The sequence below is a fragment of the Micromonospora sp. CA-259024 genome (genome assembly GCF_050936255.1).
Classification (GTDB): domain Bacteria; phylum Actinomycetota; class Actinomycetes; order Mycobacteriales; family Micromonosporaceae; genus Micromonospora.
This window is the reverse complement of record NZ_JBNJND010000001.1, coordinates 1,215,494-1,236,285: the sequence shown is the minus strand read 5'-3', so window position 1 is coordinate 1,236,285 and position 20,792 is coordinate 1,215,494. Positions and strand designations below refer to the sequence as shown.

Here is a 20,792-nt window from a genome sequence, read left to right as displayed (position 1 = left end):
CGGCTGCTATCGAGCGGCGGTGTGGCGCTGGTAGTGCCGCGCGACGCGGGCACGGTTGCCGCAGGAGGGCTTGCACCACTCCTGCCGTGCGTGGTCCTTGACGAAATAGCGTACGCAGCGTGGCGCGGGGCAGGCGCGCAAGAGGTCGCGGGCGGGACTGGCGAGGAACTCGATAGCGGCGCGCGCCAGCCCGGCGGTGAGCCTCAGCCGCGCCTCAGCTTCCTCGCCCTGCCAGCGGAGCGTCGGCACGCCATCCTCCGGCCAGCTCAGCGCCGGCCGGACCGGAAGCGCCGCGGCGGCCTGGTTGAGCTGGTCGACCGCCTCCGGAGGGGTGAGCAGCGAGGAGGAGTCGGCTCGGCTCGGCGGCCCCGGCCGGACCGCCACCGCGAAGAGGGTGCGGGCCGCGCGCCGGACCGCCACCACGTCGAGCCGGGTCCGCTCGTCGGCCGCACTGGCGAGGACGTCGCGCCCACCGACGTACTCGCGCAGTGGCTCGGCCTGCTCACGGAGCCAGTGGGTCAAGCCCGCGACGTCGCCGAGGTCGTCGGCGACCCCGCCACTGCCGTCGTGCCGGATCGTGCTGGCCAGGGCGAGCGCGAGCTGCGCTGACATGGTCTCCCCTTCCGTTCCGACTTGTGCGGCCGACCTGCCCCAGAGTAGCTTCCCTAACGCATGTGGCGTTAATAGCCATTAGGAGAGCTCTCGTGCTGGTCATCGCGCATCTCAGTGACACCCACCTCGACAGCCATCCCCGATCGGCCGAGCGGACCGCCCGGGTCATGGACTACCTGCACGCCCTTCCCCGACCGGTCGACGCGATCCTGATCACCGGGGACATCGCCGACCACGGCGAGGTGGCCGAGTACGAGACGGCCGCGAAGCTTTTCGACTCCCCGCTGCCGGTCATGATCTGCCCCGGCAACCACGACGTACGCGACGCGTACCGCAAGGGTCTGCTCGGTGACGACCGCGGCGGCACCGGCCCGATCAACGCCCGCCACGACGTTGCCGGTGCGGTCTTCCTCCTCGCCGACTCCTCGGTGCCGGGCGAGGACGACGGTCACCTGGACGAGGAGACGATGGCGTGGCTCGCCGACGAACTGGGTTCGGTGCCGGCCGAGACGCCGACGTTCATCGCCTTCCACCATCCACCGGTGGTGCTGCACCACCCGGTCATCGACCCGATGCGGCTCCTGCCGGCCGACCCCCTGGCCGAACTCGTCACCGCCCACCCGCAGGTCGTCGCCGTGCTGACCGGGCATTTCCACACCGCCGCCGCGAGCACCTTCGCCGGCCGTCCACTGCGGATCGCGCCGGGCGTGGTCTCCACCCTCCGGATGCCGTGGGAGGGCGAGGGCCCATTGACCACCCAGACGCAGCCGCCCGGCGTCGCATTCCACGTGTACGACGACACCGGCCTGCTCACCACCCACTACCGGGTGGTGGTCTGAGCATGCGCGGCGTCGCGGTGCTCGGTTTCCTTCTCGCCGTCGCGCCGATCACCACCACGCCGGGCGCGAGCCTGACCCTGGTCGTCTCGCGGGTCGCCACCGGCGGGCGGCGGCAGGGCTGGTGGGTGATCCTGGGTACGGTGACCGGGCTCTACGTGCACGCCACGCTGGCCGCTGTCGGCCTGGCCGCGCTGGTGCTCCGCTCGTCGCAGGCGTTCTGGGTCGTCAAGCTGGTCGGCGCCGCCTACCTGGTGGGGCTCGGGCTCTGGCTGCTCTGGTCCGCGTCCCGCCGGCCCACGGGTGCGGACCGGCGACCGACGGTTCCCACCCGGAGGCTGCCCTGGCGGGTTCACCATCCATACCTGCAGGGACTGCTCGGCAACGTCCTGAACCCCAAGGCCGCCGCCATCTACCTCACCCTGGCACCGCAGTTCCTCGAACCGGGTCGGCCGGTACTGGTGCCGATGCTGCTTCTCGCCACGGCACACGCCGCGCTGCACACCTGCTGGCTCGCCGGCTGGACCGTCGTTTCCGGCGCGGCCGCCCGGCTGCTCCGCACCGCAACGGTGCGACGCCTGCTCGATCGACTGACCGGTGCGATCCTGCTCGGCCTCGGTGTCCGTGCGGCGGTGACCTGAGTCCGAAGTGGCTGCGGCGCCGCCGACTCTAGGACTGAGCACTGAGGCAAATCAATACTTGAAGAAGTTAAATATTCGCCTTAGATTTCGTCCATGTTTCCTGGGATCGACGCCGGTGCGCTCGCCGGACCACCGGCGGCGACGGCGGTGTTCACCACGGTGCTGACCGAGGGACCGGTCAGCCGGGTCGCGCTCGCGCGCCGGCTCGGGCTCTCCTCCGCCGCCGTCACGAAGGCCGCGCGGCCCCTCATCGACCTGGGTTACCTGCACGAACTGGCCGCCACCGAACGCTCCGGACCGGGCGCCGGACGCCCCGCCAGCCCCCTGGCCGTACGCGCCGACCGCGAGTTCTTCGTCGGCGTGAAGATCACCGCCGACGAGCTGATCGGCGTGGTCTGTGACCTCCGTGCGCAGGTGCGGACCACCGCCCGGCGTCCGTTGGCCGACCCCGTCGTCGACGCCGTCCTCACCGAGGTCAGCCAGCTCACCGAGGACCTGCTCGCCGCGTTCCCCGGCGACCGGGCCCGCGTCCACCGACTCGGGCTGGCCCTCTCCGGCGACATCGACCGCACCACCGGCCTGGTGCGCTACTCACCGTTCCTGCACTGGCGTGACGTGCCGCTGGGTCGGCTCGCCGCCCAGCGCACCGGCCTCACCGTCACCGTGGAGAACGACGTCAAGGCGCTCACCGCCGCCGAGCACTGGTTCGGCGAGGGGGTGGGCGCCGAGTCGTTCGCCCTGGTCACCGTGGGCACCGGCGTCGGCTGCGGCCTCGTCGTCAACGGCCGCCTGGTCTCCGGCTCGTACGGGGTGGCCGGCGAGATCGGTCATCTCACCGTCGACGCCACCGGCCCGGACTGCCACTGCGGTGGACGCGGCTGCGTCGAGTCGATCGCCGGCACGGACGCCATCGTGGCGCAGGCCCGCGACCGCACCGGCCGCCCCGATCTCACCATCGCCGAGGCCGTGACCCTGGCACGCGGCGGCCACGAGCAGGTACGGGAGATCTTCGCCCGGGCCGGCAGCGCGATCGGCTGCGGCATCGCCGCCGTCGCGAACCTGGTCGGCCCCACCCGCATCGTCGTGTCCGGTGAGGGGCTGGCCGCGTACGACCTGTTCGACAGCCACATCCGCACGAGCTTCGAGCGACAGGCCTTCGGCGCTGCCGCCCGGTGCCCCCTCTCCATCCGACCGTCGCCCTTCGAGGAATGGGCCCGCGGAGCGGCCGCGGTCAGCATCCAGTCGCTCGTTGTCCCCTGACCCACGGCATCAATGCGGCCCCACCGGCCGTCCATAACGCGCTCGACTCGACCCACCGTGCCACCAGGAGGTTGACTATGCCGTCACCGACGATCCCCCGCAGACAGCCCCGCCCCGCGCCCAGCCGACGGAGAGCCGGCGTACCCCTCGTCGCAGCGGCGCTGGCCGCGCTCCTCGGCGCGGGCGCCGTCCCGGCGCAGGCCGCCCCGGCGCAAGCCGCGGCCCCGGCCGCCCCGGCGGAGGCTGCCGCTGGCCTCGCCCAGCTCCCCTTCATGGGGTGGACCAGCTGGACCATGCAGTCCTCCAAGTACCCGGGCCTGAACCCCGACGGCGACTACAGCTACCTCACCGAGGCGAACGTGCTGAAGCAGGCGGACGCCCTCGCCGCCAAGCTGAAGCCGTACGGCTACGAGTACGTCAACATCGACGCCGGCTGGTGGCGGGACAACGGCTGGGTGCCGAAGTTCGACCAGTACGCCCGACAGACACCCGACCCGGTGCGCTTCCCGCGCGGCATGAAGGCCGTCGCCGACCACATCCACGGCAAGGGCCTGAAGCCGGGTATCTACCTGCCCGTCGGGCTGGAGAAGGAGGCGTACGTCAACGGCACGGTGCCGATCTGGAACGCCCCCGGCTGCACCACCGCCGACATCGTCTACCCGGACCTGCGCACCACCAACGGCTGGGACAGCGCCTACAAGCTGAACTTCGACAACCCGTGCGCCCAGAAGTACATCGACTCCCAGGCGCAGCTGTTCGCCGACTGGGGATACGACTTCCTCAAGCTCGACGGGGTCGGCCCGGGCTCGTTCAAGTCCGGTGACAACTACAACAACGTGGCCGACGTGGCGGCCTGGCAGAAGGCCATCGCCACCGCCGGTCGCCCGATCCACCTCGAACTGTCCTGGTCGCTCGACATCAACCACGCCGCCGACTGGAAGCGGTACTCCAACGGCTGGCGGATCGACACCGACGTCGAGTGCTACTGCAACACCCTGGTGAGCTGGGAGAACTCGGTCGACGACCGGTTCGACGACGCGCCGGCCTGGAGCCGCAAGGCCGGGCCCGGCGGCTGGAACGACCTCGACTCGCTCAACGTGGGCAACGGCGAGATGGACGGCCTCACCCAGGCCGAGCGGCAGTCGTACGCGACACTGTGGGCGATCTCGAAGTCACCGCTGTACACCGGGGACGACCTCACCCGCCTCGACGACTACGGGCTGTCCCTGCTGACCAACCGCGAGGTCATCGCCATCGACCAGAACGGCGGCGCGCCCGCCCGTCCGGTCACCCCCGTCGGCGACCAGCAGGTCTGGGGTGCGAAGAACCCCGACGGCAGCTACACCGTCGCGCTGTTCAACCTCGCCGACGCCCCCGCGTCCGTCACCGCGCACTGGGCGTCCTTCGGGTTCACCGGTAACGCCTCGGTGCGGGACGTGTGGAACCGCCGGGACCTCGGGACGCAGAAGAACAGGATCACCGCGGCGTTGCCCGCGCACGGCTCGCGGCTGTTCACCGTCCGGCCCGGCACCGCCCTCGCCTCGACCAGCTACGAGGCCGAGTCCGCGGCCAACACCCTGAGCGGCAACGCCACTGTCGCCGGCTGCGACGCCTGCTCCGGTGGTCAGAAGGTCGGCAATCTCTACGTCGGCGGCAAGGTGCGGTTCAACGACGTCACCGTGAAGAAGGACGGGATCTACACCGTCACCGTCTCCTACGTCAGCGGTGACGCGCGCTCGGTCAACGTCTCCTCCAACACCGGCAACGGCACCTACCTGAAGTTCCCCTCCACGGGCGACTGGGGCACGGTCGAGGCCGTCAGCGTCCAACTGGCGCTGAAGGCGGGCACCAACACCATCACGTTCGACAGCGGCACCTGGTACTCCCCCGACATCGACCGGATCGCCGTACCCCAGACCCTCTGACGTGACCGGCGCGGCCCGGCGCAGCAGCCGGGTCGCGCCGCCGCACGCATCCGTTGAACGCCCCGGTTGGAGGACCCGACATGGACATCCGCAACACCGAACCGCGCGACAACCACCCCAGCCGCCGCGGCTTCCTCGCGCTGGCCGCCGCCACCGGTGCGGCCACCGCTCTCGGTGGCCTGCCCGCCTTCGCCGCGACGGCGGCCCCCCGGCGTCCCACCGAGTCGCCGATGCTCGCTTCGGACATCGCGGCGAAGAACCAGCTCTGGTGGCAGGCGCCCGGCTCCGCCACCTCGATGATCGAGCAGGGCCTTCCGGTCGGGAACGGCCGTCTCGGGGCGCTCGCGAGCAACGATCCGTCCCGGGAACTCCTGATGATCACCGATGCCACGCTGTGGACCGGTGGTCGCAACGACACGCTCGACAGCGATGGCCAGTTCCCCTACGGCCGCGACGACTTCGGCTCGCTGACCATGCTGGCCACGCTCACCGTCGACATCCCCGGGCACGACCTCGGCACCGTCGACAACTACCGCCGCACCCTCGACCTGGCGCAGGGCGTGGTCAGCGCCGCGTACGACATCGGCGGGGTCGGCTACCGGCGAGAGATCTTCGCCAGCCGCCCGGACGACGTCGTCGTCCTGCACTTCTCCCAGCAGGGCCCTGGCACGTACACCGGCACGATCGCCCTGGCCGGCACCCACGGTGAGTCGACCACCGCCGACCGCATGGGCCGGTACGCGTCGTTCGGCGCATCCTTCGCCAACGGACTGCGCTACGGCGCCGCCGTCACCGCGTACAGCGGCACCGGACGTGTCACGGTGACCGGCACGTCCATCTCCTTCACCGGTTGCCGGGAACTCACCGTCGTCGTCAGCGGGGGCACCAACTACGCCCCCGACGCCGCCGCCGGGTTCCGCGACCCGTCCGTGGAGCCGGAACGGCTCGCCCGGGACAAGGTTCTCGCGGCGGCACGTGAGTCCGTGCGCGATCTGCTGCACACCCACGTCGCCGACTTCCGCCCGGCGTTCGAGCGGTTCGCCATCGACCTCGGCACGTCGTCCGCCACCCAGCGCGAACTGGACACCTGGGAGCGCGTGCAGGCGCGCTGGCGGGACAACGTGCCCGACCCGGAACTTGAGGCCGCGTACCTCCAGTTCGGCCGCTACCTGATGATCTCGGGATCGCGGGGCAGCCTGCCGATCGGCCTGCAGGGCCCGTGGCTCGACGGCAACGACCCGGACTGGATGGGCGACTACCACAGCGACGTCAACATCCAGATGAGCTACTGGCTCGCCGACCGGGCGGGCGCCACCGACACCTTCGACGCCTACGCGGACTACTGTGTCGCGCAGTTGCCAGTCTGGACGGAGGTGACCCAGCGGTTGTTCAACACCTCGACCAACAGGTTCCGCAACTCCAGCGGCACCGTCGCCGGATGGGCGGTCGCCTACTCCACCAACCCGTACGGCGGAAGCGGTTGGTGGTGGCACCCGAGCGGCAACGCGTGGCTCTGCCAGAACCTGTTCGAGCACTACGAGTACACCCAGGACCGCGCCTACCTGGCGAAGGTCTACCCGGTCATCAAGGGTGCCGTGGAGTTCTGGGAGACCCGACTCGTCAGCATGACCGTCACCGACGCGTCCGGTGCCGCACGCGAGGTCCTGGTCGCCGACCGGGACTGGTCGGCCGAACACGGGCCGCAGGACACCAGGGGCAACACCTATTCTCAGGAACTGGTGTGGAACCTCTTCGAGAACTACCACACCGCCACCCAGGTGCTCGGCCGGGACACCGACCACGGCCGGACCATCGACGGCCTCCGCAAGCGCCTCTACCTGCCCGAGGTCAGCCCCACCTCGGGCTGGCTACAGGAGTGGATGTCACCCGACAACCTCGGTGAGACCACCCACCGGCACCTCTCCCCGCTGATCGGCCTCTTCCCCGGCGACCGGATCCGCCCGGACGGCTCCACCCCGACGGAGATCGTCGCCGGCGCGACCGCCCTGCTCACCGCACGCGGTATGAACAGCTTCGGCTGGGCCAACGCGTGGCGCAGCCTGTGCTGGGCTCGGCTGAAGGACGCGGAGAAGGCCTACCAGCTCATCGTCAACAACCTGAGGCCGTCGACGAACGGCAGCAACGGCAGCGCGATGAACCTCTTCGACATCTACGAGACGAACCCCGGGCGCGGCATCTTCCAGATCGACGCCAACCTCGGCACACCCGCGGCGATCGTCGAGATGCTGGTCTACTCCCGGCCCGGCCACGTCGAGTTGCTGCCCGCGCTGCCCGCCGCCTGGGCGCCGGCCGGTTCGGTGGCCGGTGTGGGCGTACGCGGCGGTTTCGTCGCCGACGTCAGTTGGCGCAACGGCAGGGTCACCCAGGCGACGTTGACGAGCGTCGGTGGCCGCAGCACGACCGTGGTCGCTGGCGGCACACCGCGCCGGATCACCCTCAAGCCCGGCGAGTCCGTCACCCTGAGGAACCTCTGATGCGTGCCGGGCATCCGCGTCGCCTGGCGCCGGTCGTCGTCGCCGCGCTGGTCACGGCGGTATGCGTGACGCTGGGCACCGTGGTGGCGCAGGTGCGGGTTCAGCAGGACCCGGTGTCGGCGGCCGGCGGGGACCGGCACTTCGCTCTCACCTGGGGCGCCAGTGCCGAACGGCAGGGCGCCGGGCCCGCCGAGCGCAGCTACCGGCTGGTCGTGCGCACCAGCGTCGGTGGGAACGCCCTGCGGATCCGCCTGACCAACGCCTTCGGCGAGCACCCGGTCACCTTCGCCAGCGCCTACGCCGGGTTGCGGCTGCAGGGTGCGGAGCTGGTCCCGGGCAGCAACCGGCGGCTGACGTTCGGCGGGCAACCGTCGGTCACCGTCCCGGCCGGGGAGACGATCCTCAGCGACCCGCTGCCCGGGACGGTGGCCGCCCAGAGCGATCTCGTCGTGAGCCTCTACGTCACCGGCGCCCAGGGCCCGACGAGCGGGCACGGCATGGCCATGCAGACGTCGTACGCGGCGGCGGGTGACCACGCCGCCGAGGAGGCGGCGACCAGTTGGACCGACGCGATGAGTTCCTGGTACTGGCTGGACGCCGTCAGCGTGCAGACGTCCACGGCGATCAGCTCGGTGGTGCTCCTCGGCGACTCGATCACCGACGGGTGGGCGTCCAGCACGGACCGGAACCGCCGCTGGCCGGACTACCTGTCCCGGCGGCTCCAGGCCGCGACCGACAGCCCGGTGAAGGGCGTGGCCAACGAGGGCATCTCGGGCAACAAGGTGCTCGCCGACGGCGCCGGAGAGGCCGCGCTGCACCGGTTCGATCGCGACGTGCTCGCCCACCCGGGGGTCAGCACGGTGTTCGTGTTCGAAGGCATCAACGACATCAAGGCCCACACCGGCGTCACCGTGGACGACCTGACCGCGGGTTATCGACAACTGGTCGACCGGGCGCACGCGGCGGGCAAGTGCGTCGTCGGGGCCACGGTCATGGCGTACAAGGGCTGGTACGAGTACGACGCCGCCGGTGAGGCCGTGCGCCAGGGCGTCAACGACTGGATCAGGCACAGCGGCGTGTTCGACGCCGTGGTCGACTTCGACAAGATCACCCGCAGTCCGTACGACCCGCAGGCGCTCCTGCCGGTCTTCGACGGCGGAGATCACCTCCACCCGAACGACAAGGGCATGCAGGCGATGGCGGATGCCGTCGACCTGAACGCACTGCGCTGCGACCGCTGAGCGGTCAGCCCACGTCCATCCGGCCGGTCAGCACGGTGGCCGACCGGATGGGCGGGGCCGGCAATCGTGGGGGCTGACATGTCTCTTCCGTACCGATAACGTCCATCCCTGGACGATCGAGGTCCACCCGACACCACCGGAGGAGACGCCGATGTTCGAGGAGTTCATGGGCATCCCCGCCCATCCTCTGGTGCTGCACGCCGCGGTCGTGTTCGTGCCCCTGCTGGCCCTCCTGACGATCGGCTACGCGCTCGTCGCGCCGATCCGGCCGCACACCCGTTGGGTGCTGGGGCTGCTCGCCCTGGGCGCGCCGGCCTCTGCCCTGCTGGCGAAGCTCTCCGGTGACGCGTTCTTCGAGCGCATGCGCTCCGCGAACCGGGTCACCCCCGAGTTCATCCCGACGCTGGAGACGCACCAGGGGTTCGGCAACATGACGCTCTACGCCACCATCGGGCTGGCGATCGTGGCGCTGGCACTGGTCTGGTTCGTCCCGCCGAGAGCGGCCGAGGCGAGCGCCACCGACGGTGGGCGGCGCGGTCGGGCGCTGACCCTGGCGTTGCAGGTGTTGTCGCTGGTGGCCGCCAGCATCGCCGTGTACTACGTGGTCCGCACCGGCGACTCCGGCGCGAAGGCGGTCTGGACGGGCCAGTGAGGCCCGCAGCTCAGCGTCGGCTGGCCCGTTCGACGCCCCTGTGCACACGGGCCGTGCGGTCGATCAGCTCCCGCAGCGCGCTCTCGTCGACGTCCTCCAACCGCTTGAGGTAGAGGCATCCGTTACCTCTCAGTGCGCTTGAGTTAGCACATGATCGGCAGTCCCGCCTTGCGGTGGGACGGTCCCGGTCTGACCGGCGGATGCCGTGCCGGGTTCACGCTTCAACGCCACCCGCCCGCGAACGCGGGTCTTCCGGTCGGCTCCACGTGCTGCCACCGGGCCACTCCCGGCGGTATTCAACTCAGCCGCGAGTGCGGCCAGGTTGAGTGAGGCGTTGCGGTCGCGATCCATGATCAGACCGCACGCCTCGCACTGGTATTCGCGCTCGGACAGGGCGAGCTTGGTTCTCACCGCGCCGCATCCCGAGCAGGTTTTCGAGGACGGATACCAGCGGTCGGCCACGAGTAACCGGCCGCCGTTCCATCCGGTCTTGTATGCCAACTGGCGGCGTATCTCCGCAAAACCGGCGTCGGCGATGTGCCGGGCGAGCTTGCGGTTGGCGAGCATGCCGGTGACGTTGAGGTCTTCCACCACGACCGTGCCGTACGTCGCGGCGAGACGAGTGGTGAGCTTGTGTAGGCCGTCACGGCGCAGGTTCGCCACCCGGACGTGAACGCGGCCGAGCCGGGCTGCCGCCCGTTCCCAACGCTTCGACGCACGCTGGCCGGTACGCCGGTCCGGGCCGGCCTTACGCGACAACGACCGGCCGAGCGTCCGCATCCGCTGCTGCGCGCCAGCCAGGTGGCGCGGGTTGGCGACCAGCTCGCCGGTGGACAGCACCGCGAGGTGCTTGATCCCGACATCGACGCCGAGCACCGACTTCGGTCGGGCCGGGGCACGCTCGGTGCGTTCGATCTCAACGGTGAACGCGACATACCAACGGCCGCCGTCACGGCGCACTGTCGCCGAGAGGATCCGTGCAACGCCGTCGTCGAGGCGGCGGGCGAGTTTGCGGGCGGATTCGTGTAGCTTCAAGCGGCCCAGCCTCGGCAGCACCACATGCTTACGGTCCGGCTCGACCCGGATCGCCCCGGTGGTGAACCGCACCGATGGTGTGGCACGGCGGCGGGATTTGAACCGGGGAAACCCGACCGGCCGCCCGGATCGCTTGCCACTGCGGGAGTCGGCCCAGTTCTTCAACCCACGGGCCAAGGCGTCGAGACCGGTGTTGAAAGCCTCCTTGGACACCTCGGCCCACCACGGCGCCACCTCGGGCTTCGCGGCGTTCCACGCCTTGCGCAGCCCTGCGAGGGACCACGACAGCGACGGTGTCAGCAACTCGTCCGCGACGCCGTAGGAACGCTCGGCCGCGCGTTGGTCCATGACCGCCTTGACCTGGGCGAGCGCCCAGTTGTGGGCGACGCGGGCGGCCCCGACGTGCGCGTACACGTCGCGGTCCTGCGCCGGGGTGAGGTCGAGGGCGTACCGGTACGCCTGGATCGTCTTCACACCGGACTGCTCTCGGTGACGGCCTCGACTGCGCGGCGGGCGCGGTTCGCGGCGGCTCGGCTGCCGAACAGGCGGACGCACAACGCCATCAGGATCTCCGTGACGTCGCGCACCAGGTAGACGACGAGGTGTTGTTTGCGGGGCGAGAACCCCACCAGCGGTGCGTCGCCCGTCCGGCCGCTCGCGTAGGTGTAGTGGTAGCTGCCGAAGCCGACGATGCTCGGGCCCCACATCACCGCCGGCTCTCCGGTCAGCTCCCCCATGATCGCGCGGAGCCGCCCCGCGTCGGCCCGCCTACGTTCGTCGGGATTGCTGGCCAGGAAGTCGTCGACGCTGATCGCGGTCGGAACGGTCACCGGCTGCTTCGCTGTGGCCATGGCGTGATACTGGCACATGCGTACGACCAGAATCGCAGCGATCAGGCCACCTCATCCCGTGCTCGCCACGAGAGGGCCACGAGCCAGCCCGAGATGAGCACCGCTCCGACGGCGAAGCGGATGCTCGCGCTCTCCTCGCTCCACGGCAGGGCGGTGAGCACGAACGCGACGACGCCGCTGGCGGCGCTGTAGAGCGCCCAACCCCGATGGCCCTGGCCGGCGAAGCGTCGGGCGACTAGCAGGCCGGCCGCGATCAGCGACAGGAACGCCGCCGCGCCGCACACCGTGTGCAGGACGCTGCCCGTGCTGAGCTGCTCGGGAAGCCCTGTCGGGGCGCCGGGCGGCCAGCCGAGCGCGGGATCGGGGACGAAGATCCCGCCGCCGACCATCGCCACCCCGTAGACGCCGACCAGCACCGGCCCCGCCGTGCCGGCCCGGCCCGGACGCAGCGCCCGCCACAGGCCCACCGCGAAGGCGACAGCCAACAGGCCGGTGCCCACGAACGCGCCGACCTGCAACCAGCCCAGGTCACCGAGGGTGAGTGAGCTCAGCGCGTGCCGGCGCAGGTCGAACCCGGATCGGGTGAACGCCTGCCCGAACGACAGGGCGGGGAAGAGAAGTCCGGCGACCGTGCCGCAGCCCAGCAGGAACCGGGTTCGGCGAAGCTGGGTCTCGGGGACAGTCGTCGAAGACGTCATGGGGGCACCTCTCGTGTCGGCGTTTCTGCCGTCACGACGAACGAGGCAGGGCCGGATCGACACCGTCCGCTCGGAAATCGGGGGCGCCCACGAACCGGCGGGGTGCTGGTGCGGCCCGGTCGGGGGGCCGGGCCGCACCAGCGGGGTGACCATCAGCCGGCGTGGTACGCCCGGATGATGGTCTGGTCGATGCCGCTACCGCCGTTCGCGGCGGCCTTCACCCGCAGCGAGACGGCCTGCCCGGAGGCGGCCTTCGGCAGCGCGACCCGGTAGCTGTCGCCGCTCCCGGTGACCCGGGCCGACGTCCAGGTGGCGCCGTCGTTGGTCGAGGTCCAGACCTGGAACGACGTCACCTTCTGCGCCGTGACACCATGCGCCTGCCGGACGGCCAACTCGGCCGTACCGCCGGTGGCGTGGTTGTTGGTGTCCATCGGCAGCGCGTAGTCCACCGCGAGCAGCGGCAACGGCACGCTCTCGGTCCCGTCCGGCCCGGCGGACCGGAACGTCCACGAGGTGTTGACCTTGGTCGAGATCGGCAGGATCAGGCTCGTGTCGACGTCGAGGGTCAACCGGTAGTCCGCCACCTGTTGCGGGACGGTGAAGTCGGCGAGCGGGCGGTCCCGCTCCTCGACCAGCTTGCCGTTGCGGTACAGCGACAGCTTGCGGTTCACGCCGATCGAAGTGCCCTGGAGGCAGTCGGCCCGCTGATGCTGGTCCGTCAGGGACACCAGGTCGATGTGCAGGTTGCCCCGGGTCCGCGACGGTGCGGTGGCACAACTCCACGTGGCGCCGGCCGGGTCGTCGTAGAAGCCTGAGTGCAGCGGCTGCCGCGCCCAGACCTTGGTCTGCCGGCTGCCCGGCTGGTAGGTGCGGGGCGCCTCCTGGGCCGACAGGCCACCGTAGACACCCTCGTCCGCCCAGAGGAACCCGGGCGAGAGGTAGTCGGTGCGGTCCGGGGGCAGGTTCCCCTCGTGGGTCTGGGTGAGCTCCAGCCCGTCGGGGGTGAGGCCGGTGCGGATCAGCTGGGTGACCATCCCCTCCGAGTCCGGCTGGTGGAACCGCTCCTCGATCCGGGCAAGCTTGGCCTGCTCGGCCGCGGTCACCCGGTACGCGGGATCGGCGGGTACGCCGTTCGGGTACTCGTGGATGAGGTTGTAGCGGTACGTCTTGGCCGTGCCGGCCGGCGAGTTGAGGTTGACGGCCGCCCAAGTGCGCCGGGATCCGACGCCGGGCTTCGGCAGCGCCGTGGTGCGGACGGTCGTCGCGGCGCCGTACCCGGTGATCCGGTTGCGCCAGGACAGGCCGTTCGGCGCGGTCTGGAGGCTGGTGAGTTCGATCAGGGTGGGCGTGGTGGCGACTCCGTCGACCGTGGCCGTCACCGGCTCGGCTCGCGCCGGGTCGAGGGTCACGCTCCGGTTGCCGGTGACGCTCAGGTCGGTCTCACCGACGAGCGTCGTCTCCAGCACGTCGCTGTCGACGTAGTAGGCGACGGAGGAGCCGAGGAGCGCGTACCGGCCGGCCGGCAGCCGCGTGGTGAAGGTGTCTCCGGGCGCACCCCCCACGCCGCCGTAGTAGATCACCGGATCGGCGAGGTTGGTGATCAGGACGTCGAGCCAGGTTTCCGCGCCGTCCTGCAGGCCCGGCAACGGCTTCGTCTGGATGGTCAGGTCGTAGCTGGGCTGCTCGACGTAGAAGCTCACCGGGGTGGTCGAGACCAGCTTGCGGCCGGGGCCGCGGGCGGTGACGGTGGCCAGGTAGAAGCCCGGCCGGGCGGCCAGCGCCGCGCGGTTGATCCGGAGGGTCGCGCCGGCGGTGGAACCGCGCTTGAGCGTCAGCCGGCTCGTCGAGAGCGACGCCGCCGAGCGCGACACCGGCTGGCCGTCGTGGTTGACGATCGACACGTCGAGGTCGAGGTTCGTCGTCGCCGGGGTTGTCGCACCGGTCCAGCTCAGCTTCGCCTCGCTGGTCCCGGACTGCGGGTACGCGAACGTGCCGAGGTTGACCACCGGCTGTTCGCTGGTCGGGCCGCCGAGGGCCCGGGCCGCGTTGAGCCGGCCGGCTCCGACGGCGTACGCGTCGACCCCGGTCAGCGGGTCGGCGGCACCGACGAGGGCGGCCTTGAGCTGCTCACCGGTCCAGCCCGGGTGCCGCTGGGCGAGTAGCGCGGCGGCGCCCGCCACGTGCGGGCTGGCCATCGAGGTGCCGCTGATCGCCTCGTAGTGCTTGTCGATCGGGTCCTGCAGGTTGGTGCCGGCGGCGCGGGCGGCGACGATGTCGACACCGGGCGCGACCAGTTCCGGCTTCGCCACGTTGCTGGTGACCAGCGGTCCCCGGCTGGAGAAGGGGGCGAGTTCGTCGTCACGGTCGACGGCGCCGACGGTCAGCGCACTGGCGGCGGAGCCGGGCGAGGAGATCGCGCCGCCGCTGTTGCCGGCGGCGATGACGAAGAGGGCGCCGGTCTGCTTGCTCAGACCGTCGACGGCGAGCGAGAGCGGATCGTTGCCGTCGTCCGGGTCGCTGCCGCCGAGGCTCATGTTGATGACGTCGGCCCGGGCGGCGGCCCACTCCATGCCGGCGATGATCCCGGAGTCCTCGCCGGAGCCGTGGTCGTCGAGGACCTTGCCGATCATCAGCTTGGCGTCCGGTGCCACGCCGCGACGCTGGCCGTCTGCGGCCGCGCCGGTGCCGGCGATGGTCGAGGCGACGTGCGTACCGTGGCCGTTGTGATCGACGGCGTCACCGCCCTCGGCGGTGAAGTCGGCCCGGTCGGCGACCCGGCCGACCAGGTCCGGGTGGGTGAAGTCGGCACCGGAGTCGAGTACCGCGACGGTGATCCCCTTGCCGGTGTAGCCGGCCTTCCAGGCGTCGGGCGCGGCGATCTGCTCCAGGTTACGGTCGAGGTCGGCGTGCTGGCCGCCGCCGGTCAGCGCGGTGGCGCGGACCTTGCGGTCGAGCCAGACCTTCTTCGCACCGGCGAGCACCGAGTTGGTCGCCAGCTTCGCGGTGGCCGGGCTCCTCTTGGGTACGTGGCCGGCGACCGCGCCGATGCTGGGCAGCGGCAGCACGTCGCCGAGTGCGGCCACCCGGGCGGACGCGGTGGCGGGCTGCACGATGACCGGCAACTCCGAGGTGTTCTCGTCGTCGTACCCGTCCGAGATCAGCGCGGTGACGTCGAAGAGGTCGGGGTCGAGGACCGATCCGATCTGGGACGCGACGCGGGCGGGAATGACGTGCAGGTGGCCGTCCGGTCCGCAGGTTTGGCGGATCACGGTGTTCGGGTCGGCCGGCCGCACGGTGGCCTGCGGGCATCCCGATCCGGTGCTCCGTACGGTCACCACGTCCCCGGTCAGCAGGGTGACGGTGCGCGTCTTCTCGTCGGTGGGGGCATCGGGTGTGCTGGTCAGACCGATGCCGCTTGGCCCGGCGGTGGCCGAGCCGACCGGTACGGCGGTCAGCGCCGTGGCCGTGACGGCGACGGCCAACAGCCAGCGCGTTTTCCTGAGCATGGTGCTCCTCGTCTTATGTGGACGAACGTGCCCTCTTCGGGCGAGTTCCTGCAAGATCATATGCACAGGCGCGCGATCGCCGGAGATCTTCGACCAGGGGTTTTCCCACTCGGTCGGCGTGGGTTTCGGAAGTGTTTCGGCACTGGGGTCGGTTCGATGTCGTTTCGATTTCCGCCCGCCGACCCGGTAACAGCACAGTGGAGACGAAGGAGGCATCCCCCCTCGAAGGGATCGACGAGACGCCGGCCCGGGTCCTAGCATATCGACGATTGGATCTTCGAGATTCGTCTCTGCCGACCCCCCGGCAACCAGCCCGACCGAAGGGACGCGAATGCGTCGACCCCGCCATCTGGCACTACTGAGCGTCGGTGTGTCCGGCGCCCTGGTGCTCAGCGCAGCCCCGACAGCGACGGCAGCCCCGCCGTCGCCGACCACGCCCACCGGCATCGTGGTCAGCGACGGCATGACCCAACCGGTGTTCTCGCTCGCCGACGCGATCGAGGAGCGGGTGTTCGTCCAGACCCCGGTGGACACCGACCACGACGGCCGACCCGACCGGGTCGCGATCGACATCTCCCGCCCCCGGGAGACCGCCACGCAGGGCTTCAAGGTGCCGGTCATCTTCGAGCACAGCCCGTACCGCAAGGGCACCTGGGGCGACGTGCCGTACCCGAGCGTGCTGGTCGACGACCTGCCGCAGAACGGTTTGACCGACCGTTCCGGGCGTCGGGCGCTCGACGCGGAGGCCCAGCGGGCCCAGGCGAAGGCCAACCTGCCCGGCTCGCTGGACGACTACTACGTGCCGCGCGGGTACGCGGTGGTGCTCGGACAGAGCGTCGGCACCGGCGACTCGGACGGCTGCCCGACCAGCGGCGACCAGGCCGAGACGCTCGGCACCAAGGCGGTCATCGACTGGCTGAACGGCCGGGCGAAGGGGTACGACGCGAACGGCGCCCCGGTCACCGCCGGCTGGACCACCGGCGCGGTCGGCATGACCGGTGTCTCCTACAACGGGACGCTGCCCAACCAGGTGGCCACCACGGGGGTCAAGGGACTCAAGACCATCGTGCCGGTCTCCGCGATCAGCAGCTGGTACGACTACTACCGGGCCAACGGTCTCGTCGTTGCACCCGGCACCTACCAGGGCGAGGACCTCGACATCCTGGCCCAGTACACCGCCGGGCAGGCACGGGCCGAGGGGCCCTGCGCCGACGAGCTCGCGAAGATCACCGAGGAGCAGGACCGGGTCACCGGCGACTACTCGGCGTTCTGGCGGGATCGCGACTACCTCGACGCCCGGGACGTCGAGGCGAGCGTCTTCGTCGTCCACGGCCTCAACGACTGGAACGTGAAGACCGAGCACTTCGCCGGTTGGTGGGACCAGCTCACCAAGCGCGACGTACCGCGCAAGATCTGGCTGCACCAGGGCGGGCACGGCGGCCCGGGCAGCAGCGCGTCGGTGACCCTGCCGGACGGTCGCACGTGGACGTACAAGCAGACCGAGAACCGCTGGTTCGACTTCTGGCTGTGGAACGTACGCAACGGCATCATGGACGAGCCGACGGCGGTGCTTCAGCGCGAGGACCGGGCCTACACCACGTACGCCAACTGGCCCGACCCGGCCGCACGTGAGGTCGGGCTGCGGTTCGCCGCGACCGACACCACCGCCCCGGGCGCGCTCACCACGGGCAAGCCGCCGAAGGCCAAGGTCGAGCAGAGCTTCGTCGACGAGGGCCGGACCATCCACCCGGACACCCTGGTCGCCAACCCTGACACGGCCAGCCCGAACCGACTCGCCTACCGCTCCCCCGTCCTGACCCAGGCCGTCCGCATCTCCGGCCGTCCGGAGATGCGGCTGCGGATGGCGATCGACAACAAGCCGGACGCGAACCTCACCGCGTACCTGGTCGACTACGGCCCGGCCGGGTCGACCGCCGCGCCGACCGTGGTGACCCGCGGCTGGATGGACCCGCAGAACCGCAGGAGCGCCGCGCGCACCGAGCCGGTCAAGCAGGGCAAGCTGTACGACTATCGGTGGACCATGGAGCCGAAGGACTACATCTTCCCGGCGGGCCACCGGATCGGCGTGGTCGTTTTCTCCAGCGACCAGGAGTACACCCTGCTGCCGTTGGGCGGCACCGAGCTGCGGGTCGCGCCGAACGACAGTGAGCTGCGGCTTCCGGTGGTCGGGGGTCGGGCCGTACTCGGGTTCTGACCCACTCCTCCCCACGGTGGGGCGGTCCGACGTTTCGGGCCGCCCCACCGGTACGTTCCGGCCGCTACCGGCACTTCCCCCGTCGGTCCGGCGTTTGGCGGGCTGGAGCGCGGGAAGACCGCGCCGATCGGGCCGGGTGGCCTGCCGACACCTGTCGCCCGGCAGTGCTGCCGACGCCGGCGTTACCCGAGGAGGAGCGAGGATGACACGCAAGACGATCACCCCGGCGCGCAGGTCAGCCGGGCCGGCCAAGGCCACCGAGGCGAAGAAGATGCCGCCGAGCCGGAAGGTCGCGGCGAAGAAGGTCGCTACCGCCACGAAGCGGGCCACCGGTGCCAGCACGGCCAAGGCGGCCGGCGAGAAGCCCACGCCGACCACGCCCCGCGTCGCGCGGAAGAAGGACACCTCCGCCACCACGGCCACACCCACCCGCAGGCCGACGGCGAAGGCGGCCGCCGCCAAGAACGCTCCGCCGAAGAAGGCGCCGGCGACGAGGGCTGCCGCCAAGAAGGCGTCCGCGAAGAAGGCCACGCCGACCCGCGCCCGCACCACGTCCGCCACCAGGGCGCCCGCCAAGAAGGCGACCACGATGGAGTCGTTCGGCAACCGGCGTACGGCCCGGAAGTCCTGATACCGCCCACCGTCGGTCAGGCGGGCGGGTCCGGGCAGCAGACGGTGAGCGCGCCCGGCACCGAGCGCACCTTGAGCTTCCTGACCGCGGTGCGCGCGCCACCGTCGAGCTCGTACATCCGGGGCGTGGCGAAGCGGACCCGCACCCGGCGGCCCCGGGTGATCCGGACGAAGGGCGAGTCCGTCGAGCGGCCGGCGGCCATCCGGCCGAGGGTGCGGGCCCAGTCGACTGTCCCGCTCGCGGTCGACACGCCCACCTCCAGGAAGCCGTCGTCCGGACGGGCGTCGTCGAAGGCCGGGATGCCACCGGTGATCGTGCCGACGTTGCCGAAGAGCACGCAGCTCGCCTCGCCGTCGAACCAGGTGACCCCGTCCACCCGGATCCGCGTGTGCACCAGCTCCCCCCGAACGTGCCGCAGCCCCGTCCAGACGTATGCCAGCCGACCGAGCCGGCTCTTGAGGTCCCGGTCCGCCGCACGGATCAGATCGCCGTCGAACCCGGCGCCGGCCATCACCGCGAAGTGCTCGCCGTTGAGGCGGCCCAGGTCCAGCTGGCGCCGCCGGCCGTGCAGGCCGATGCGCACCGCCTCCGCCAGGTCCCCCGGAATGCCGAGATTGGTGGCGAAGAGGTTCGCGGTGCCGGCGGGCAGGATGGCCATCGGTGTGCCCGAGCCGGAGAGCGTGTCCGCGCAGCGCTGCACCATGCCGTCCCCACCCCACACGAAGACCAACCCGGCACCCTTCTTCAGCGCCTTGCGGACCTTCTTCGGTGCCTTGCGGCTCTTCGGCACCTCGTACCAGAGCGGGTCGTCGACGCCAGCGCCGGCGAGGGTCGTCCGCAGCTCGTCGAGGCCGCCACCGAGACTCTTGCGGCGGTGAGCGACCACCGCGACCGTGCCCAGCCGGTTGGCGGTCACGGGCGTGGCGGGGGCGGCGATGCTCGGGCTCATGGTCGCCGCTGTTACCCAACCGGCGGATTCGCTACGCCCCGGTGACTCACCTGATGCGTGCCCCAGTCAGGGTGGGTCTGGGGCGAATGTCCGGTTGGTGGACAACGGTGCTGGGCGTGGTGTCCGATGGCGCACCGGATGTCGAGTGGGCGGGGCCACCCTGACGGCGGAATCGGGGCCCGGGCGGGGTCGTTATACCTGGCATGCCGCCGTAGCCCCCGGGCTCTGGCGTGCGGCGCCCCAACCGGGAACACCCGACCGGCCGCCACGGTTACATCCCCCGTAACCGCCAGCCGCCGGGAACACCGGCCGGGCCGGCACGGTTACATCCCCCGGACACCCGAGCAGGCCCCCCGAGCCGCCGGGCAGATCCCCCCTTTTTCTGAACTTCCCCGCACGGTCGCCGTCCCCCGTGGCGTCGTGTGTATCCCCCATCGCAGAGGAGCACGCCATCATGCGTACCGATCTGATCCGTAAGACCGCCCTGACCGCTGCCGGGCTCGCCTTCACCGGCGGCGCCATCGCCGGCCCCGTCACCGCCGCGTACGCCGCGTCGGACGCCAAGCCGACCACCCAGACCCAAACCGACCGCAAGCCCTCGGGTGAGCGTCAGCTCGGTGTGCGCTACGAGGCCCAGCCGAACTTCTACTACTGCGGCCCCGCCGCCGCCCGCAACGCCCTGTCCGTACAGGGCAAGGACATCAGCGTCGACGCCATGGCCAAGGAAATGGGCACCACCGAAGCCGGCACCAACTCCATCAACGACATCACCCCGGTCCTGAACAAGGAAACCGGTAAGAACGACGCCTACCACAGCGTGGAGATCAGCAACCCGAGCGCCGACGACAAGCAGACCGACACCCTGCGCGGCGACATCGTGCGCACCGTCGACGACGGTCGGGCCGTGGTCGCGAACATCGCCGGCACCACCACCGATGTTGACGGTGGGGTGCACTCCTACGAGGGTGGGCACTACATCAGCGTCGTCGGGTACCGCGACAACGGGAACGTGGTGAAGATCGCCGACTCCGCCGACCCGAACACCGCCTCCTACGAGGTCACCGTCGAACACCTCGCCGACTGGATCGCCACCCGCGGCTACGCCACCAGCTGACCCGCACCACCACACCACCGAAGGGCCGGACCCCACCACGGGGCCCGGCCCTTCGTCGTCGTCATTACCACCAACTGCGGCACGTATTGACAAGTTTCGACATCGGGGCGAGGCTGGGGTCAGTGAGAGCG

Annotated in this window: 16 protein-coding genes; 10 read left to right on the top strand and 6 right to left on the bottom strand. The window is 70.9% G+C overall.

Annotation, left to right across the window (positions count from 1 at the left end; translation table 11 throughout):
* Positions 1–6: 6 nt before the first annotated feature.
* Complete coding sequence (locus ACQEUX_RS05035) at positions 7–612, bottom strand: CGNR zinc finger domain-containing protein (protein WP_433041832.1); 606 nt, start codon at positions 610–612, stop codon at positions 7–9.
* A gap of 92 nt (positions 613–704) precedes the next feature.
* Between ACQEUX_RS05035 and ACQEUX_RS05030 the strand changes: the two genes are divergently transcribed.
* The 7 genes from ACQEUX_RS05030 (at position 705) to ACQEUX_RS05000 (ending at position 9,662) form a co-directional block, all read left to right on the top strand.
* Entirely contained in the window at positions 705–1,451 is a 747-nt protein-coding gene (locus ACQEUX_RS05030; RefSeq protein ID WP_433041829.1) for a metallophosphoesterase, read from the top strand.
* A 2-nt stretch (positions 1,452–1,453) separates the two neighbouring features.
* Positions 1,454–2,089 (top strand): LysE family translocator, encoded by a 636-nt coding sequence (locus ACQEUX_RS05025; RefSeq protein WP_433041826.1) that lies wholly within the window; start codon positions 1,454–1,456, stop codon positions 2,087–2,089.
* Between the two features lie 93 nt (positions 2,090–2,182).
* On the top strand, positions 2,183–3,349 hold the full coding sequence (locus ACQEUX_RS05020) for an ROK family protein (RefSeq protein ID WP_433041823.1): 1,167 nt from the start codon (positions 2,183–2,185) through the stop codon (positions 3,347–3,349).
* Positions 3,350–3,426: 77 nt separating this feature from the next.
* Positions 3,427–5,274, top strand: coding sequence for an alpha-galactosidase D (locus ACQEUX_RS05015; protein WP_433041820.1), 1,848 nt, complete (start codon positions 3,427–3,429; stop codon positions 5,272–5,274).
* An 80-nt stretch (positions 5,275–5,354) separates the two neighbouring features.
* Positions 5,355–7,769: a glycosyl hydrolase family 95 catalytic domain-containing protein gene (locus ACQEUX_RS05010; RefSeq protein ID WP_433041817.1), complete on the top strand. Its 2,415-nt coding sequence runs from the start codon at positions 5,355–5,357 to the stop codon at positions 7,767–7,769.
* The gene (locus tag ACQEUX_RS05005) at positions 7,769–9,010 is read left to right on the top strand and encodes an SGNH/GDSL hydrolase family protein (RefSeq protein ID WP_433041814.1); all 1,242 of its coding nucleotides are present in this window, start codon (positions 7,769–7,771) and stop codon (positions 9,008–9,010) included. Before ACQEUX_RS05010 ends, ACQEUX_RS05005 begins: the two co-directional genes overlap by 1 nt.
* Before the next feature lie 151 nt (positions 9,011–9,161).
* Positions 9,162–9,662 (top strand): DUF2231 domain-containing protein, encoded by a 501-nt coding sequence (locus ACQEUX_RS05000; RefSeq protein WP_433041811.1) that lies wholly within the window; start codon positions 9,162–9,164, stop codon positions 9,660–9,662.
* Between the two features lie 129 nt (positions 9,663–9,791).
* Here ACQEUX_RS05000 and tnpB read toward each other — a convergent pair whose 3' ends face one another.
* The 4 genes from tnpB to ACQEUX_RS04980 form a co-directional block, all read right to left on the bottom strand.
* Positions 9,792–11,171 carry an IS607 family element RNA-guided endonuclease TnpB gene (tnpB, locus tag ACQEUX_RS04995; RefSeq protein WP_433041808.1) on the bottom strand — a complete coding sequence of 460 codons (1,380 nt, stop codon included), beginning with the start codon at positions 11,169–11,171 and terminating at the stop codon, positions 9,792–9,794.
* Positions 11,168–11,548 (bottom strand): DUF1801 domain-containing protein, encoded by a 381-nt coding sequence (locus ACQEUX_RS04990; protein WP_433041805.1) that lies wholly within the window; start codon positions 11,546–11,548, stop codon positions 11,168–11,170. Before ACQEUX_RS04990 ends, tnpB begins: the two co-directional genes overlap by 4 nt.
* A gap of 41 nt (positions 11,549–11,589) precedes the next feature.
* Positions 11,590–12,246, bottom strand: coding sequence for a DUF998 domain-containing protein (locus ACQEUX_RS04985; protein ID WP_433041802.1), 657 nt, complete (start codon positions 12,244–12,246; stop codon positions 11,590–11,592).
* Positions 12,247–12,398: 152 nt separating this feature from the next.
* Positions 12,399–15,752, bottom strand: a complete 3,354-nt coding sequence (locus tag ACQEUX_RS04980; protein ID WP_433041799.1) for a S8 family peptidase — start codon at positions 15,750–15,752, stop codon at positions 12,399–12,401.
* Positions 15,753–16,083: 331 nt separating this feature from the next.
* On the opposite strand from ACQEUX_RS04980, the gene ACQEUX_RS04975 reads away from it, so the two are divergent.
* Together ACQEUX_RS04975 and ACQEUX_RS04970 are read left to right on the top strand one after the other, a co-directional pair.
* Positions 16,084–17,967, top strand: a complete 1,884-nt coding sequence (locus ACQEUX_RS04975; RefSeq protein WP_433041796.1) for a Xaa-Pro dipeptidyl-peptidase — start codon at positions 16,084–16,086, stop codon at positions 17,965–17,967.
* A 202-nt stretch (positions 17,968–18,169) separates the two neighbouring features.
* Complete coding sequence (locus ACQEUX_RS04970; RefSeq protein WP_433041793.1) at positions 18,170–18,598, top strand: hypothetical protein; 429 nt, start codon at positions 18,170–18,172, stop codon at positions 18,596–18,598.
* A 16-nt stretch (positions 18,599–18,614) separates the two neighbouring features.
* Here the strand turns inward: ACQEUX_RS04970 and ACQEUX_RS04965 are convergent, their stop codons facing one another.
* The gene (locus ACQEUX_RS04965; RefSeq protein WP_433041790.1) at positions 18,615–19,547 is read right to left on the bottom strand and encodes a diacylglycerol/lipid kinase family protein; all 933 of its coding nucleotides are present in this window, start codon (positions 19,545–19,547) and stop codon (positions 18,615–18,617) included.
* Positions 19,548–20,001: 454 nt separating this feature from the next.
* Between ACQEUX_RS04965 and ACQEUX_RS04960 the strand changes: the two genes are divergently transcribed.
* Positions 20,002–20,661, top strand: a complete 660-nt coding sequence (locus tag ACQEUX_RS04960) for a C39 family peptidase (RefSeq protein WP_433041787.1) — start codon at positions 20,002–20,004, stop codon at positions 20,659–20,661.
* Positions 20,662–20,792: the final 131 nt, after the last annotated feature.

Coding starts and splice junctions, on each gene's coding strand:
- ACQEUX_RS05015 (WP_433041820.1), top strand. CDS start 3,427: ATGCCGTCACCGACGATCCCCCGCAGACAGCCCCGCCCCGCGCCCAGC.
- ACQEUX_RS04970 (WP_433041793.1), top strand. CDS start 18,170: ATGACACGCAAGACGATCACCCCGGCGCGCAGGTCAGCCGGGCCGGCC.
- ACQEUX_RS04980 (WP_433041799.1), bottom strand. CDS start 15,752: ATGCTCAGGAAAACGCGCTGGCTGTTGGCCGTCGCCGTCACGGCCACG.
- ACQEUX_RS05025 (WP_433041826.1), top strand. CDS start 1,454: ATGCGCGGCGTCGCGGTGCTCGGTTTCCTTCTCGCCGTCGCGCCGATC.
- ACQEUX_RS04965 (WP_433041790.1), bottom strand. CDS start 19,547: ATGAGCCCGAGCATCGCCGCCCCCGCCACGCCCGTGACCGCCAACCGG.
- ACQEUX_RS04985 (WP_433041802.1), bottom strand. CDS start 12,246: ATGACGTCTTCGACGACTGTCCCCGAGACCCAGCTTCGCCGAACCCGG.
- ACQEUX_RS04960 (WP_433041787.1), top strand. CDS start 20,002: ATGCGTACCGATCTGATCCGTAAGACCGCCCTGACCGCTGCCGGGCTC.
- ACQEUX_RS05005 (WP_433041814.1), top strand. CDS start 7,769: ATGCGTGCCGGGCATCCGCGTCGCCTGGCGCCGGTCGTCGTCGCCGCG.
- ACQEUX_RS04990 (WP_433041805.1), bottom strand. CDS start 11,548: ATGGCCACAGCGAAGCAGCCGGTGACCGTTCCGACCGCGATCAGCGTC.
- ACQEUX_RS05020 (WP_433041823.1), top strand. CDS start 2,183: ATGTTTCCTGGGATCGACGCCGGTGCGCTCGCCGGACCACCGGCGGCG.
- ACQEUX_RS05000 (WP_433041811.1), top strand. CDS start 9,162: ATGTTCGAGGAGTTCATGGGCATCCCCGCCCATCCTCTGGTGCTGCAC.
- ACQEUX_RS05035 (WP_433041832.1), bottom strand. CDS start 612: ATGTCAGCGCAGCTCGCGCTCGCCCTGGCCAGCACGATCCGGCACGAC.
- ACQEUX_RS05010 (WP_433041817.1), top strand. CDS start 5,355: ATGGACATCCGCAACACCGAACCGCGCGACAACCACCCCAGCCGCCGC.
- ACQEUX_RS04975 (WP_433041796.1), top strand. CDS start 16,084: ATGCGTCGACCCCGCCATCTGGCACTACTGAGCGTCGGTGTGTCCGGC.